Origin of the sequence: Sulfitobacter alexandrii (assembly GCF_001886735.1) — a bacterium.
In the GTDB taxonomy this organism is placed as follows: domain Bacteria; phylum Pseudomonadota; class Alphaproteobacteria; order Rhodobacterales; family Rhodobacteraceae; genus Sulfitobacter; species Sulfitobacter alexandrii.
The window spans coordinates 2,274,857-2,290,312 of record NZ_CP018076.1 but is presented as its reverse complement, the minus strand read 5'-3'; the positions used below and the strand labels follow the sequence as shown (position 1 = coordinate 2,290,312).

Sequence of the window (15,456 nt, the reverse complement as noted above, 5' to 3'; positions counted from 1 at the left end):
AGGCTGGGCTGCAAGGATCGGCAAATTTCCCCGTGGGATCGCGGCCCCTCTGGGCATTTGCCGAATCGAATGCGGCAGACTAGGAGAGGGCATCGCGGAGGTTTGGCAGAGTGGTCGATTGCACCGGTCTTGAAAACCGGCGGGCGTGAGAGCGTCCCCAGGGTTCGAATCCCTGAGCCTCCGCCAATACGTTCAGTGGCGCATAAGGTTTTGTTAATGCTACGGTTTCTTCCGATCGCGTAACGCCGAACCACACACGGTTACCACACACGTTCGCCACACCTAAAAACCAAAGCCTGAAAACTTTTTGTTTTGTTGAGCCTTTTGGCTCCACCGAAGCATCCGATAACAAAAAGCCTCACTTCAACACACTTGAACTGCATTGCTGGACGGTGGAGCTTGAACCCAAATGCAGCGTTGCCTCTACCAAGTCTGCGCGTTTCCAAGTGCCTTCAACCAAGCGTCTTCAAATAGTCCAACCTTCTTCTCGCGATTGCCAGAACGGTCGGTAGTGTGTCAGCTTAAGCGGTAGTTGGAGTGCCTATCATGAAGCGCATTATTTGCATCATCTTGACAGTGACCTCACTTGTGGTCGCCCCTCAAACTGTATCTGCGCAGCAGTACCAAACGCTGCTTCGCGACTTCGACACAAATGCTCTCTCACGCTCCGAGAAGCGTTTCATTCAGGCGGCTTTGGCTTTTCAGGGTGACTACAATGGCCTTTTGGACGGAGCCTGGGGCAAGATAAGCCAACGGGCCTTGGAGCAGTACTCCAGACGTGAGTTTGGAACTCCTTACGAAGAATGGCATCTGGCCTTCCTCGCGATGTCCTTGCTAGATCGATATGAAACAGATGGCTGGAGCATGAGATATTTTCCTGCTCTTCGGCTGTCTCTGTTGTGGCCTGAAAAGACGGTGATCCAAGACCCTCCTACGGAGCACTTCTTGAACTTCAGGCACTACGGGAGCTCGGTTTCGATTTCCATTGGTCGACACAACAACAAGCAGACCCGGAGCCTCCATGAATTCACAATCAACAGCCACGCGCTTTCGACAGAGCCCTATACGGTAAGAAAAACCAACTTTGCGGTTTCTTCGGGAACAAAGAGCGATGGCTCGACACTCTACACGCGCTCCAACTTTATAGACGGGGCATGGTCGACGGTGATGTTATCAGCAGATCGAAGCGACAGATCAGTTCTTAACGCTGTAACAGCCAGCATTGAACTTGGGCATACTCCGGCACTTTCAATCGATGAAGGTGGCCGTCTTGAAGACGCAATAGTCAAGACTGTCGCCATATTGCAGGATGCCAGCGACGACGAAGAGCAGTCCCAAAGTGCATCAGTTGGTTCGAACGCGACCGAACCACAGACAGCCCCTCGAGAAGGTTCTGGTACTGGTTTCTTTGTGTCAGAGGAGGGGCATGTTCTAACCAATGCTCACGTAGTCCAAGGGTGCGCTCGCCTTTTCGTCGACGGGAACGCTGCTGAGTTACTGTCATCATCTGACCAGTTCGATCTAGCTATTCTTAGGACGGACTTTGAAGGAGACGCTGAGGTCGCCGTGTTTTCCAATAGTCCGGCCAAGTTGAACTCAGACATCACTGCTGTGGGGTATCCATATGCCGGTTTGCTTAGTGGACTGAACGTAACCAGAGGCTCCGTATCTTCTTTGAAAGGACTAGGCGGAGACGCAATGACGATGCAGGTTACCGCACCAGTTCAAAGTGGCAATTCAGGCGGCCCACTCTTAGGTCCGAACGGAGATGTTGTTGGCGTAGTGGTATCGAAACTGGATGCGGTCAAAGCAACTGAAGTCTTTGGCGACGTGCCGCAGAACGTCAACTTCGCGGTTCGTGGTGAGATAGCAAAGCTGTTTCTGGCCCAGAACGGGGTAGACCCAATCTTAGGCTATTCCGACGAACCCAAGAGCCCAGTTGAACTAGCGGAAGAAGCGTCGGCTTTCACGGTCTTTATCGAGTGCAAATAGCGAAAATGGACGGAAAGCAGCCGTTCGCTGTAGCCCCCTGATCTTGTGGCTCAACAACCGGTTCCGGACCTTCGATGCGGATGCAACAAAGAGGTTCGATCAAGAAACAGACGCTCCGTGCCGCGCCCCGAGCTTTGGCGACTTCTTGGTGTCCCCTCAGACAACTGCCCGTAGTTTGCAGTATCTGAACGCGACGATAACCGAGGCTTTTGACATGACGGACATTTCAGAGCCGACCTTGGGCTGCCACAGCGAAAGCCGACTTCGTTCGCATAGCGGCCCTTCGGCGGTCACTGCGGTTCGCGAACTTAGCAAGCGGCAGCTTCTCGGCTGACCGACGCCCGCGATGCGTAGGACGTGGCCTCAGCAAAGATTCAGAGGTTGCCCTTGGCCATCCCTGACCGAACCGACGAAACTCCGTTCCGGTTCCTCATTCAGCACGCGCCAAATGATCTAGTGTTCCAAGTGAAGTCTCACCGGTATAAACAAAAGCTCAGCTACTTCTGACCAGCTCCCGAAACTTTCCTCCCGGTGGACCAATGGGCGATGGTGCGCTTGCAACCCATCTGTATCAGTCAGAACGGGTCGATCAAGATTCCGCGGCGCTTGCATTTTTGGCAATGTTACTCATAGTCTTCTGGCGACTTTGGATTTCACGGAAACTCGAGAGTGTGTTGCCGTCCTCTCGGGCATTGCCATAACGCTTCTGATGAGGGCGCTTTTACAACGACCGTTTATTTGACCTTATTTTAACCTTGCACAGATCGCCTGACGGAAAAGACGATTGAGTTGACCGAGACAGCTTCAAATTCAGCCTTGCGTGTCTTGATTTGTACACATCATTTCCACGAATGGGCTGGGTCGGAACTGGTTGTTACTGAGCTATTTGAAGACTTGCGTCGTCGCGGCATGGACGTGCGTCTCTACTCCCCATTCCTGAACCCCAACTTTGCCTACCGGGCTCTCGGCGAATGGATGCCAATCATCGCAACACCAGACAAGATTGATCTCGCTGAATTTGATCTGGTTCTGGTTTTTCATCAGGCCGTTTCGCGCTTCCTGTGTTTTCAAAGCCCCGAAGCTCTCTTCGGCGAAAACCGTCCGATCTTTGCCTACTTCCACCTGTCTCCCTTTGAGCCGTTTGAGGCCCCCGGGCTGGTGGCGCAGCGCTTGCTGGGCGACATTACATTCGCCAACAGTCTTGAAACAAAAAACGACCTGGCGCGCCTTGGGGCAAAAGATGTCAGGCTGTTTGAAAACCCTGCACCAGCTGAATTCTCGCTAAGCTCGAAACCGAAAAAGAGCCTGACACGCATTCTGTCTGTTTCCAGCCATCTGCCCCCAGAACTGTCAAACGCATTCGAGCTCCTATATGACCGCGGAATTGAGGTCTATCGTATCGGAAGACAGGCCGATTTCCGTCGGGTGCGCCCCTATGATCTGGAGGATCACGATGCGGTCGTAACGATCGGGAAAACTGTTCAGTATGGGTTGCGCGCTGGCCGACCGGTTTTCTGCTATGATCACTTTCAGGGACCTGGATGGCTTGGTCTGGAACAAGAGACTTCCAGTTTCGCAGAAAGTGCCAATGCGAATTTTTCTGGCCGCGATTACCCGATCAAAAGATCGCCAGAGCAGCTGGCCGATGCCATTGAAGCAGGGTATGCGCGGGCACGAAAGCAGGCGCTTTCGTTCAGCAGCGCTTTGCCGGATTGCTATAAACTGGAGAAGCAGGTCGATCTCCTCATCGAAGAAACCCGGCGCCTAAAGGCGAAACGAAGACCTTCCTCAGTTGATTGGGCCGCAGCCCGAGTTGATTTGCTGGCGGAAAGCAGGGTCTATGACCTCGTGGATCGCGCTTATCAGGAGGCAAAAGGCATCCCCGCGCTTCTTGCCGCGTCCTCCCCGGCTGTGAAAGCTGACAAAGGCCCGCTAAAGTCGCAAATGCTGCGGTCGCCTTCGCCCGGTTCACCAATGGTGATCGCCGCTTTCTCTTTTCGCTATGACGCCCATCTTGTCGACGGTCTGCTAGAGAACATTGGGCCCGCGATACACGGCTATGTTGCGTGGGATGACCGCGAGGCCGATCTTTTGGACCTGTTTAGCGAAGAGACCTCACGTCAGAGCGCCCTATTCAATAAGGCGCGGTCTTTGGGGGCGGATTGGATCTTTGCGGTCGACCCGGATGAGCGGTTTGAGGACGGATTGGCCTACCAGATCGGCCCGATGACCAAAGACTTCGGACCCGTTCTATGGACGTTTGAATGCCGAGAGATGTTTTCACCTGACAGCTATCGAACGGACGGGGTTTGGGGCTTGCGCCAACGCATTCGGCTCTACCCCTGCTTGCCGGGCATGGAACCGCAGCGACAGCGGTTCCATGGAAGCTGGACAAGAAACGCATTAGGCCTGCATCAGCGCCAATCCAGATTGAATTTTTACCATTTGCGGATGGCGACGCCTTTGCGACGCAAAATGCGTCGTGATCTTTATGCCAAACTGGACGCAGATCGAAGCAGCCAGCCCCTAGGCTATGATTACCTGGATGATGATCGCGGTCAGGTATTGGAAACCATCCCAGCTGACCGATCATTCTCCCCGGCTCACACGGAAGATGGTGGAACTTGGGCGTCACCTGAATTGCAGCACGATCCAGGACCTCTGGCACCCGACCCGCTTCGGAGCCAGACGAAGCGCCTCCAAGACACGTGGCGCTTGGGCGGGTATGAAAATGCGATGCATGTCGCCTTGGACATTCTCAAGAACTTCCCGACACACCCGGATATCACTTTATGGGCGGCAGATTGCGCCGCGCGCGCTGGCTTGTGGGACCGCGCTTTGGAGTTGGCGCAGCCGATCAGGGTGCAAGACCCGGAAGCGCTGATGGCCCGCGTGATCGTTTGCCGTGCGCAAAAGGAGTTGGGACTGGTTACGCAAGCTCGAAAATGCCTTGCCGAAATCGAGACGCTGGCAAACGGCAGCTTGCTGTACCAAACTCTGGCGGACAGCCTCCCAAAACGCCGTTTACTGCGTCGCTCAAGTTCTTCGACGCTCTGGCAGCGTTGGATTGATGGACCAGCAGCCTTGATTGAAGGGAGTCGGATCGAGGATTGTGACACATCTGTGGTCGTGCTCAGCCTAGGCGCGCCGATCGAAGTGATCGACGCTGTTGAAAGCTTGCTCCAGCAATCCGTAGTTCCAGAAATAACTGTCGTGAATTCCGGTGGCGGTGACATCATAGGGCTGATGGCCCCCTACCGTGACCACATCAGGCTGATCACCACGGACACCCGTCTTTACGCGGGCGCTGCGCGCAATGTCGGCATCGATGCCAGCAAGGGGCGGTATGTCAGTTTTCTTGCATCAGATTGTACTGTGTGCGCCGAAAACATCCGAACCCGACAAAAACTCCACAGACAGGGTGCCCGTGCGGTTTCAGCCTTTGTAGAACCGGAAACACCAGAAAACATTCATCAATCTCTTGCCGCTTTGCTTTTGCATTCCAGCCGCAGCCCAAATTCCATGGTTTTTCAGGATCAAAATTACAGCTTGTCCTTGGATCGAAGCGTTTTTGAGGATTTCGGTTACTTCCCGACGGGGATGAGGATCGGTGAAGACACCTATTTGAAAAACAGCCTGACTGGGCAAATCGAGATAGTATCTGACCCGCGAATAAGGATTCGTCACCGCTACCCCGGCAGTGCAACAGCTTTGAGGCAGGACATTGCCAAACGGGCCCGTCGACGGGTCAGAGGGTTGTTCTTCCCCTATTTTGGTAGTTCACAACAGCTGAGACAGGTGGTCAACAGCGCCTTTGAAGGACGTCGTGTCGCTACGGAAAAAGCCCTCGCGATGCGCAAGGAGGAATTCGATCCAGACAGCCTGCCCCAGTTGCGCAATGACCTTGCCGCTCTACTTCATTTGGAACGCTGGGAAAGCCTGAAAGAAGGCGAAAAAATACTTAGAGCCCGACAACTGCAAAAACAAGCGCTGGCCACTTTAAGCACGGACAAACCTCAGGCCGATGCCCTCATCCTGGATGCGCTCGAGCAATTTCCAGAGGCCCCCGGCCTATACTGTAATCTTGCCGATATTAGAAGTGGCACGCGGTCTACCACCGAGGTGATGCATAGCATTTCCATGCTTACCAAGGCTGCCCGAATAGATCCGGGGAACGCCGATATTTTGCATCGGCTCATGGCTTTTCAGCTTTCGATGGGCCTTGATTCAGACGCCTCCCGCGCGCTTGAACAGGCTTGCCTGATGGCCCCGCGGCGCAAAGAGATCTGGGCACGGCACGCCCCGCTTCCCGGCGATGTGCACCGCCCGATGCGGGTCTACTGCTTGCAACGGATGTTTTTTCTCGATCCCTTTGATCGATCCACGTCAGACACCATCGCAGAGAACTATCGTCATGCAGGCAATTTGACATGCCATCAGGCACTGATTGAATTTACCCAGGCGCTTTTTGAAACTTGAACACTACGTATCGCTTTCACTAGGACGCCTATATGATGTGGCCGTTTTTATCGAAAAAGCCAAAACAGGACACTGCCGCAACGCTCTCCGTACAGAACACGGGCTATGTCCAATGCCGTGAAATGCCAGAGGATGTGGGCGAGCTTTGTCAGAAGTGGTTCTCAGGACGGATTTCGCAGTTTGAACAGACCGGAGAACGGTCCATCTATATTCCCTATGAGTTTCAGCGGTTTGACAGGATTAAGATCAAAGGTGCTGGGTTAAACGGGTCGGCGATCCAGTTCGGCACCTACCTCGAACGAGGTCCTGTCGCCCCTCTCTTTGATTTTGACGGGCGGGCGATGATGGATGTGGCCAGCGGCCATGACGGTGCCTATGTTGGCGGATCGTCAATGCAGCAGGCTGTCACCGAATATCGGATGAGCCATCTATTGACCAAACTCGGCTTTTCAACGGTCCCCTGCCTCGGCTACGGGCAGGTGCACCAAAATGGTCATAGCAGTTGGTTCACGGTTTATGGTTGGAGGACCTCCTGGATCGACTCCGTCAAACCTCCGCAGGGAGATGTGCAGACCTATCGCGCAATGACCATCAGAAATAGCGAGATTGCTTTGGAGCTAGCCCGTAAACATCGTTTGATCGGGAATTTCTGGATGGTGCGCAATGAAGACGGAGATTACCTACTTAAGGATCTTCACCTGTTCAGACGCGCCGATCCTCTGAATATGTCGCAGGTCTCCTGGGTGATGCAGACCTATTTTGCGCTTCATATCACTGCCATAAGCACACGCTTGCTTTGCCAAAAATGGCATGACGAAGACGTCGCCCAAGAAGCCCCGCTCTGGATGATCTGGCCCTTCTGCCCCGAGGCAACGCTGGAAGACTGGGATCTCCTTCGGTTTCGCGTCGTCGCAAAATATATGTTGCAATCGCATCCAGCTTTTGATCCGGAGCAGCTATGTGATTTGCTGCGATCAAATCCTATTACAGCCCGAATTATGGACCTGTGCCCGACCGAATTTGAAGCGCGCTAGTCAGTTAGCTTTGTGCCTAGACTTTCGTTTTCGGTCAGCGCCCCCGCCCGCCGGTCGTCAAACCACCCGAAAGGCTCGGCCAAAGTTTCGTCCAAAGACCCTTTAGCATGGTCGAGCTCTGCGCGGCCGGCGTCATCAAGGCTGGTTAGGCTATGTTTCTCTAGGTTCATGTCGTCGGAGACATTGGGCGTGACCTTCTGTATGCTTGCCCCGTCTGGTGGCCGCTCAGATGAAAGCGGTGGACAAGGATTCTTCCGCCCGCTTACTTGTTGCCTTAAGTTCAAATTTTTGATTTCAGCCACCCAATAAGCCCCCGTTATTGCTATGATTATGCGAGGCCACGTCGGAATGCACAAGACGTGGAATAATCATATGCGGCTGAAATTCATACCTGCTTTGAAATCGTTTCGGCGCAGTCATGGGGACTAAGCCTCCGCCACCATCCTCGATCCCGGCGAACGCTCTCGCGGCCCCTGAAATCGTCCCGGTTGCGCGGGCGTGACGGGGGTGTCTTGCGCTGATCGGTTGCAACCTCGGGGCTTATGGCATCATCTTGTGCCATCATGAACGACACAAGGGGAGATTCCATCACATGAGACATCTGCTTGCCAGCACGGCACTTGCCGCGACTTTCGGCGCGTCGGTCGCCGCCGCGGACTGCGACACCGTCACATTCTCGGATGTCGGCTGGACCGACATCACCGCCACCACGGCCGCGGCGACGACCGTACTCGAAGCGCTGGGCTATGACACCGACATCAAGATCCTGTCGGTGCCGGTCACCTATACCTCGATGGCTTCGGGGGACATCGACGTCTTTCTCGGCAACTGGATGCCGACGATGGAGGCCGATATCGCCAAGTACCGCGAGGAGGGCAGCGTGGACACGGTCCGGGCCAACCTCGAGGGCGCCAAGTACACCCTCGCGGTGAACAAGGCGGCGGCGGACCTCGGCATCACCTCGTTCGATGCCATCGCCGCCAACGCCGATGCGCTGGACGGCAAGATCTACGGCATCGAACCCGGCAACGACGGCAACCGCCTGATCCAGTCGATGATCGAGGAGGACGCCTTCGGTCTCAAGGACTTCGAGGTGGTCGAAAGCTCAGAGCAGGGGATGCTGGCACAGGTCCAGCGGCAGACCCGCCGGGACGAGCCGATCGTGTTCCTTGGCTGGGAACCGCACCCGATGAACGCGAATTTCGAGCTGACCTATCTCGAAGGCGGGGATGACTACTTCGGTCCCAACCTCGGCGGCGCGACCGTCTATACCAACACGCGCGCCGGCTACGTCGAGGAATGTCCCAACGTGGGCAAACTGCTTCAGAACATGTCCTTCTCGCTTGCCATGGAGAACGAGATCATGGGGGCGATCCTCGACGACGGCGAGGATCCCGCAGATGCGGCCGAAGCCTGGCTGAAGGCCAACACCGGCGTTCTCGACGGATGGCTCGACGGCGTCATCACCAAGGACGGCGGCGATGCCATGGCGGCCGTCAAGGCCGAGCTGGAGTAAGGCCGGCTACGGCGTGAAAACGGCCCATCCCTGCCGGGGTGGGCTTTTCCAGCGAATGGATCGGGGGCTTCTGGGGCGGCGCGGATGGACTGGCTGACGGAAAACAAGATTCCCATCGACGATGCCGCCGAGGCGGCGTTCGAATGGTTGCAGATCAACGGCGGCTGGTTCTTCGACGGGCTGTCTCGCTTCATGGAGCGTCTGATCGAAGTGGTGCTGTGGTGTCTGCAGACACCTAATCCGCTGCTCATCGTGGCGCTTTTCGCGGTGCTGACCTGGTTCATACAGCGCAACTGGAAGACCGTCGCCTTCGTGGTGGTCGGGTTCCTGTTCATCCTCAACCAGGACTACTGGGAAGAAACCACGGAAAGCCTGACACTGGTGTTGTCGGCCTGCGTGGTCTGCATGGGGGTGGGGGTGCCCATCGGCATCGCCGCCGCTCACCGGCCAGCGCTGTACCGCGTGATGCGCCCCGTGCTGGACCTGATGCAGACCTTGCCCACGTTCGTCTACCTGATCCCGGCCATCGTCTTCTTCGGTATCGGGATGGTGCCGGGGCTGATCGCGACCGTCATTTTCGTTCTTCCCGCCCCGATCCGCCTGACGCAACTGGGGATATCCTCCACCCCCAAGGCCCTGCTCGAGGCCGCGCAGGCCTTTGGTGCGAAGCCCAGCCAGACCCTGTGGAAGATCGAGCTGCCCTATGCCCTGCCGCAGATCATGACCGGGCTGAACCAGACCATCATGCTGTCGCTGTCCATGGTCGTGATCGCCGCCCTGGTGGGCGCCGACGGGTTGGGCGTGCCCGTGGTGCGCGCGCTCAACCAGGTCAATACGGGTCTGGGTTTCGAAAGCGGGCTGATCATCGTTGTCGTGGCGATCATGCTCGACCGGATGCTGCGGGTGGGTGACAAATGACGAACGCGGTCGAGTTCGACAGGGTCTCCATCGTTTTCGGGGACGATCCGGAGGCGGCGCTGCCGCTGATGGACGAGGGCAAGAGCCGGTCGGAGATCGAGGCGGCCACCGGGCAGGTGCTGGGCGTGCACGATTGCACCCTGTCGGTGGCCGAGGGCGAGATCCTCGTCCTGATGGGCCTTTCCGGGTCGGGCAAGTCCACGCTGTTGCGCGCGGTGAACGGGCTGAACCCGGTTGTGCGCGGGTCGGTCACCGTGGACGACGGCAAGTGGTCGGCCAACGTGCAGGGCTGCTCGGCGCAGGATCTGCGCCGTGTGCGGCGCGAATGCGTGTCGATGGTGTTCCAGCAGTTCGGCCTGCTCCCTTGGCGCAGCGTGCGCGAGAACGTGGCGCTGGCGCTTGAACTGGCGGACGTGCCCCGCGGCGAAAGGCTGGAGCGGGCAGATCGGCAGCTCGCCCTCGTAGGGCTTTCCGATTGGGCCGACCGCAAGGTGGGCGAACTATCGGGCGGCATGCAGCAGCGTGTCGGCCTTGCCCGTGCCTTCGTCACCGAAGCGCCTATCCTGCTGATGGACGAACCCTTTTCGGCGCTCGACCCCCTGATCCGGACACGGCTTCAGGACGAGCTGCTGGAGCTTCAGCGCGACCTCAGGCGTACCATCATCTTCGTCAGCCACGACCTGGACGAGGCGTTCAAGCTGGGGGGGCGCATCGCGATCATGGAAGGCGGGCGGATCGTCCAGGTGGGCACCCCGCGCGACATCTTCTCGAACCCCGCGTCGGAATACGTGGCCGAATTCGTGGCCAACATGAACCCGCTGGGCGTGCTGACGGCCCGCGACGTGATGGGCGATGCGCGCCCCGGCGATCATCCCTCGGTCGACGCCGAAACCCCGGTCTCGAGCCTGATCGAACGGCTCGGGGGCGAGGAAACCTGCCTCGGCGTGGTCGAGGAGGGCGCCATCATCGGGGCGGTCACGGCGCAATCCATCGTCGACCGGCTGAAGGACTGACAGCCGGGAGAATTCCCCTCGTAACAACGGGTTGACAGGTCGGCATTGCTCTGCCCTGATGCCGTCTCTTTCGGGGGGAGGTGAAAATGTTGTATTTTTTCTTGATCAGCGCGGTCGTATTGGCAATATTGAGGTGCCTTTCGGCCTATTTTCCGGATGGAACCGCGATGCAGTTTTTTGCGGATAAGTTGGTTCTTTTCGCGTATCTGGCCTCGGGTCTTCTGCTCGTCGTCGCGGCGCTGAGCGGAAAGGGTTTATCGAATGACCAGTCTTCCGTTATGATGAAGATAGCGGTTTTTTGGTTCATCGGGTTGGTTATTGTCTGGGGTGTTCCCGCGATTTTCCGCAGGATGTAATCCCCCCTCTGCGTTGATTTGAATGCGGATTTCTTCGGGGGGAGATTTCTGATGACATATTCGTTGGAAATTCTTCTGCCTGCGCATCCCGATGTGCGGGTCGGGTCATCGGTCGCCCCACGTATTCTTCCAACCCATTTCGAAAACTCACGGGTAACACCCTGAAGTATCATTGAATAAAGGAACTACCATGCCCCAAGCTCAGCTCGAACAGGACCCGGTCACCGAAGTGCCCGCGGTCACCACCACCATTACCTTTTCAGAGCAGCCCCGGTTCACCCAGAATCCGACGTTCGAATTCGACAACAATACCGTCACGACCGTGGGGCAGATCGTCAGCGACGGTGCGCAGCCGAATACGCCGGTGATCGCGGCCAATACCAGTTATCGGGGGCCGGTGTTTCTGTATTTCGAGAACCCGGTCAATTACGTCAGCATGGACGTGGGATATTTCGATAATCTCGGAAGTACCCGTGTCGAATTTCGCGACGCTTCGGGAAATGTCGTGCACGTGGTGAATAACGACGCGCTTGGAGTGCTGAATTTCGAATTCGCCTCCGACCTCGGCATCGCCTCGATCGCGGTGATCGACGAAAGCTTCGATGCGGCCGGTTTTTCGGTCGATACCGTGATCTTCGGAGAGCCGGTCGATGTGCTGGAGCCGCCCAGCATCGCGCTGCTTGATGCCGTGCCCGCGGGCGTGGATCGCGACCTTGGGGTGATCGAGGCGGATACCGAGTACTTCTTTTCGGATTCCGTCAGCGAGGTGGACACCGAAGACTACATCCGTCTTACCGCCAACGAACAGTTGACCGGGACGATCCGGGTCTTCCTGAACAACAATCCCAACGACGTTCGGGAACTGGCCGTGACCTTCGAACAGGGTGTCAACATCATCCAGCTCAGCGCGCTGCCGGGCTATACCGACGCGGCACCCTATTCGGTGATCGTGGACGTGAACCCGCCCACGCGCCTGCCCGAGGATGATCTGATCGACGATCTTTTCGCCAGCGTGGCCAACGCGGGGGTTTTCGACTTCAACGCCAAGAAATACGCGATGTTCGAACTGGTCGTCGAGAACATGGACAACGCCGACGACGCGGCGCGGATCCTCGGCAAGATCGGCAAGGCTTTCGGCGTGCTTGGTCTGGTTCTGGACATCGGCAACAGGATCGACAACGTCTACAACTCCAACGATGCGCCGCGGCAGGCCTTTATCGAGATCGTGGACATGTTCACCGGCATGGCCGCGACGGGCGCAGTCACCGCTGGCGTTTCCCTTGTCGGAACACCGATTGCGGGTGTGTTGGGCGGTTTTGTCACCGGGCTGATCTATACCTTCGGGCTCAGCAGCGGCGTGCGCAATGCCGCCAATGGCTGGTATGACGACCTGCTGAACGAGGCCAACCTCGAGAACGCGGGCGTGGAGCCGGGCGACCTCATCGGCGTAGATGCTGCGGCGGGTGACGTGGACATTTCCGCCAATATCTTCGACGCGGAATTCTACCTCGCGACCTACGCGGATGCCGCAGACGCCGTGGCCTCCGGCGCGGCCGTGAGCGCACTGGCCTACTACCTTTCGACAGGGATCAACCAGGGCCACCAGATCAACGATCAGGGGACCGTCGTGGCGCCCGCAGACCTCGCGCTGGACGTGACCATCGACAACCCGGCGAACCTGTTCGACATCGGCGTCTTCACCGAAGACCTGGGGTCGCGGCCCGGTGATGGCGTGACCACGCCCGAAGCCGACCTCGCCGCCTACATCAACGAGCAGCGGACCGACGGCAGCGAATATGCCTTCAACGCGGCGCTTTCGGCACTGGCCAACCGCGTCGCGGTGGACTGGATCGGTAACCGCGCCGAAGCCCCCTTCGGCGTGGCCTCTGCAGCGAACGCCACCACCTGGGCAGAAATGCTGACCAACGGCCAGAGCTACAGCGAGGCTCTGGATGCCATCGCCGACGCCGAGGGGATCGACCTGTCGCAGACCCAGATTCTTGCGGCATGGAACTCCGGCGGCACCATCGAACAGGTGTTCTCGTACCTCAGCAACTCGACCGCGGGTTCGCAGGCGCTGATCGGTCTGGACTACAACGCCATGGGCATCGCCAACTTTGGCGGCATGTGGGTCATCCTGCTGTCCAGCGATTTCCTTGCGGATGACGTGACAACGCCTGACGACAGCGGCGAGCTGTACCTCTTCGGCGAGGAAACCTCCGATTTCATGGTGGGCAGCGAAAGCGCGGATGACATTACTGCCTTTGCCGGGAATGACGATGTGGCCGCCGCGGCAGGGAACGACACCATCGACGGCGGCGCCGGAAACGACACGCTGCGCGGCGGTGCCGGTGACGACGTCATCGAGGGCGGCATCCAGGAAGATCAGCTTTTCGGCGATACCGGCAACGACACGATGGATGGCGGCGCAGGGTTCGACCTGATGCTGGGTGGTGCCGGCAACGACTTCATGAACGGCGGGAACCAGGCCGACAACCTGTTCGGCGAGCAGGGCGAGGATACCTTGCTGGGCGGTAACGGTTTCGACCGGCTGTTCGGCGGTGACGACGATGACGTGGGCTACGGCTGGTTCGGCACCGATGCGCTGTTCGGGCAGCTGGGCGATGACCGGCTGTATGGCCAAGGCGACAACGACCGCATCTTTGGCGGGCAGGGCAACGATCTGGTCGATGGCGGCGCGGACGACGACCAGATCACGGGCGGCGCGGGCTTCGACACGATCATCGGCGGCACCGGCGACGACCGTCTGGTCGGCGCTTTCAATGCCGATATTTTCGTCTTTGCCGACTTCGGCGGTGGCTTCGGGCAGGATACGATCGGCGACTTCGATGCCAACAACGTGTTCGAACGGATCGACCTGCGGCTTGTCTCTTCGATCCGCGATCTGGACGACCTTCTGACAAACCATGTCACGCAGGTCGGCGAGGACGTGCTGATCGACGCCGGCGGCGGCAACACGATCCTGCTGGAGGGGGTCGACCGCAACGATCTGGATGCGACGGATTTCATTTTCTGATCGCCGAAAGACACGTCGCGCGACCGACAAGGGGGCCTGTCCGGGCCCCCTTTTTCACGCCTGGACGATGGTTCTCAGCGGGTCGATGCCTTGCGCAGCAGTTCGGCGGCGTCGGGCCGTTTCAGCAGCTTCTCGTTCACGTCGAGCCCCGCGTGCGGCAGGTCCGAGTGGCCGGGGATCACGTCACCCAGCGCTTGGGACAGGTCGTCGGGGAGGATCGCGCGGGTGCGCGTGTCGATCAACATGGTCTCCGCCGCGATCCCTTCGGCATAGATGATCTGGTGGCTGTCGAAGAGCAGCTGGAAGTAGTCCACAAAGCCGCCATCCAGCAGCGTGACGGTGTAGCCGTTGACGAGGTGGCGCGCCTTGACCAGCAATTCGGACCGGCCGGCGCCGACTTCGTCGGTGCGCTGGTAGATGAACAGCCGGTGGTCCGGGCTGACGATGAGGTCGTTCTCGTTGTTCAGGGTTCCGGCGGCGATGCGGATCGGGGCGAAGTCGCCCACCGCGCGCACGGTACTCTGCCCGATCCAGCGCACCGCCTTCACGCCGTCGTCGCGGGTCAGGACCTTGTCGCCGACCACGAGGTCTTCGATCAGCCGCTGTTCGCCGCTGCCGAGGGTGATGTGGGTGCCACGGGTGAAGGAAACGCAACCCACCTCGGCGAACTTCCGGCGCTGCTGTTCGGTGTCGATGCCGACAAGGCGGTATTCGGTCTGCGGCAGAAGCTGCGCCATCGGCAGCAGGAAGATTTCCGATGCCGTCCCTTCCGCGTCGACCTCGACCAGCAGCAGCGCCTCCTGGGTCTGGCCGTCGGGCGACATGAACATCAGCGCGCTGTCCAGGTGCAGGGCGGAACCGGTGGTGCCGACCTCGCTGTCCTCGGCGACGGTGAACCGGCTGCCCGCGGAGGGCAGCAGTGACAGCCGGAGCGGGGCGGCCCCGTAGGGGAGTTCGTAGATGTCGTCCAGCATCAGCTCGGCGGCAAAGGAAAGCGCATCGCCCATGTTCGCGCCGTCGGTCGCCCGCACATCGTCGGCTCTGTAGACGGGAACGGATTGCGCTGGAGCGGGACGGGAGCGGGCCATTATTACCTCTGACTGCAGGCGGA

Annotated in this window: 9 protein-coding genes and 1 tRNA gene; 9 read left to right on the top strand and 1 reads right to left on the bottom strand. The window is 58.4% G+C overall.

From position 1 onward, the window contains the following. Positions 1-96 precede the first annotated feature (96 nt). The 9 genes from BOO69_RS11280 (at position 97) to BOO69_RS11240 (ending at position 14,345) form a co-directional block, all read left to right on the top strand. Positions 97-186: transfer RNA gene (locus BOO69_RS11280), tRNA-Ser, on the top strand. A 360-nt stretch (positions 187-546) separates the two neighbouring features. Beyond that, positions 547-1,992 carry a S1C family serine protease gene (locus tag BOO69_RS11275; protein WP_071972255.1) on the top strand — a complete coding sequence of 482 codons (1,446 nt, stop codon included), beginning with the start codon at positions 547-549 and terminating at the stop codon, positions 1,990-1,992. Between the two features lie 789 nt (positions 1,993-2,781). Beyond that, positions 2,782-6,471 (top strand): glycosyltransferase, encoded by a 3,690-nt coding sequence (locus BOO69_RS11270; RefSeq protein ID WP_156874914.1) that lies wholly within the window; start codon positions 2,782-2,784, stop codon positions 6,469-6,471. A gap of 32 nt (positions 6,472-6,503) precedes the next feature. Further along, the gene (locus BOO69_RS11265; protein ID WP_071972253.1) at positions 6,504-7,505 is read left to right on the top strand and encodes a hypothetical protein; all 1,002 of its coding nucleotides are present in this window, start codon (positions 6,504-6,506) and stop codon (positions 7,503-7,505) included. Between the two features lie 592 nt (positions 7,506-8,097). Next, positions 8,098-9,021, top strand: coding sequence for a choline ABC transporter substrate-binding protein (locus BOO69_RS11260; protein WP_071972252.1), 924 nt, complete (start codon positions 8,098-8,100; stop codon positions 9,019-9,021). An 84-nt stretch (positions 9,022-9,105) separates the two neighbouring features. After that, positions 9,106-9,939, top strand: coding sequence for a choline ABC transporter permease subunit (gene choW, locus BOO69_RS11255; protein WP_071972251.1), 834 nt, complete (start codon positions 9,106-9,108; stop codon positions 9,937-9,939). Continuing rightward, positions 9,936-10,952, top strand: a complete 1,017-nt coding sequence (choV, locus tag BOO69_RS11250; protein ID WP_071972250.1) for a choline ABC transporter ATP-binding protein — start codon at positions 9,936-9,938, stop codon at positions 10,950-10,952. The genes choW and choV overlap by 4 nt, the downstream gene beginning before the upstream one ends. 86 nt (positions 10,953-11,038) lie before the next feature. Beyond that, positions 11,039-11,308, top strand: coding sequence for a hypothetical protein (locus BOO69_RS11245; protein ID WP_071972249.1), 270 nt, complete (start codon positions 11,039-11,041; stop codon positions 11,306-11,308). Positions 11,309-11,498: 190 nt separating this feature from the next. Further along, on the top strand, positions 11,499-14,345 hold the full coding sequence (locus tag BOO69_RS11240) for a calcium-binding protein (RefSeq protein ID WP_071972248.1): 2,847 nt from the start codon (positions 11,499-11,501) through the stop codon (positions 14,343-14,345). Between the two features lie 74 nt (positions 14,346-14,419). Here BOO69_RS11240 and BOO69_RS11235 read toward each other — a convergent pair whose 3' ends face one another. Next, positions 14,420-15,433 carry a Hint domain-containing protein gene (locus BOO69_RS11235; RefSeq protein ID WP_071972247.1) on the bottom strand — a complete coding sequence of 338 codons (1,014 nt, stop codon included), beginning with the start codon at positions 15,431-15,433 and terminating at the stop codon, positions 14,420-14,422. Between the last annotated feature and the right edge of the window lie 23 nt (positions 15,434-15,456).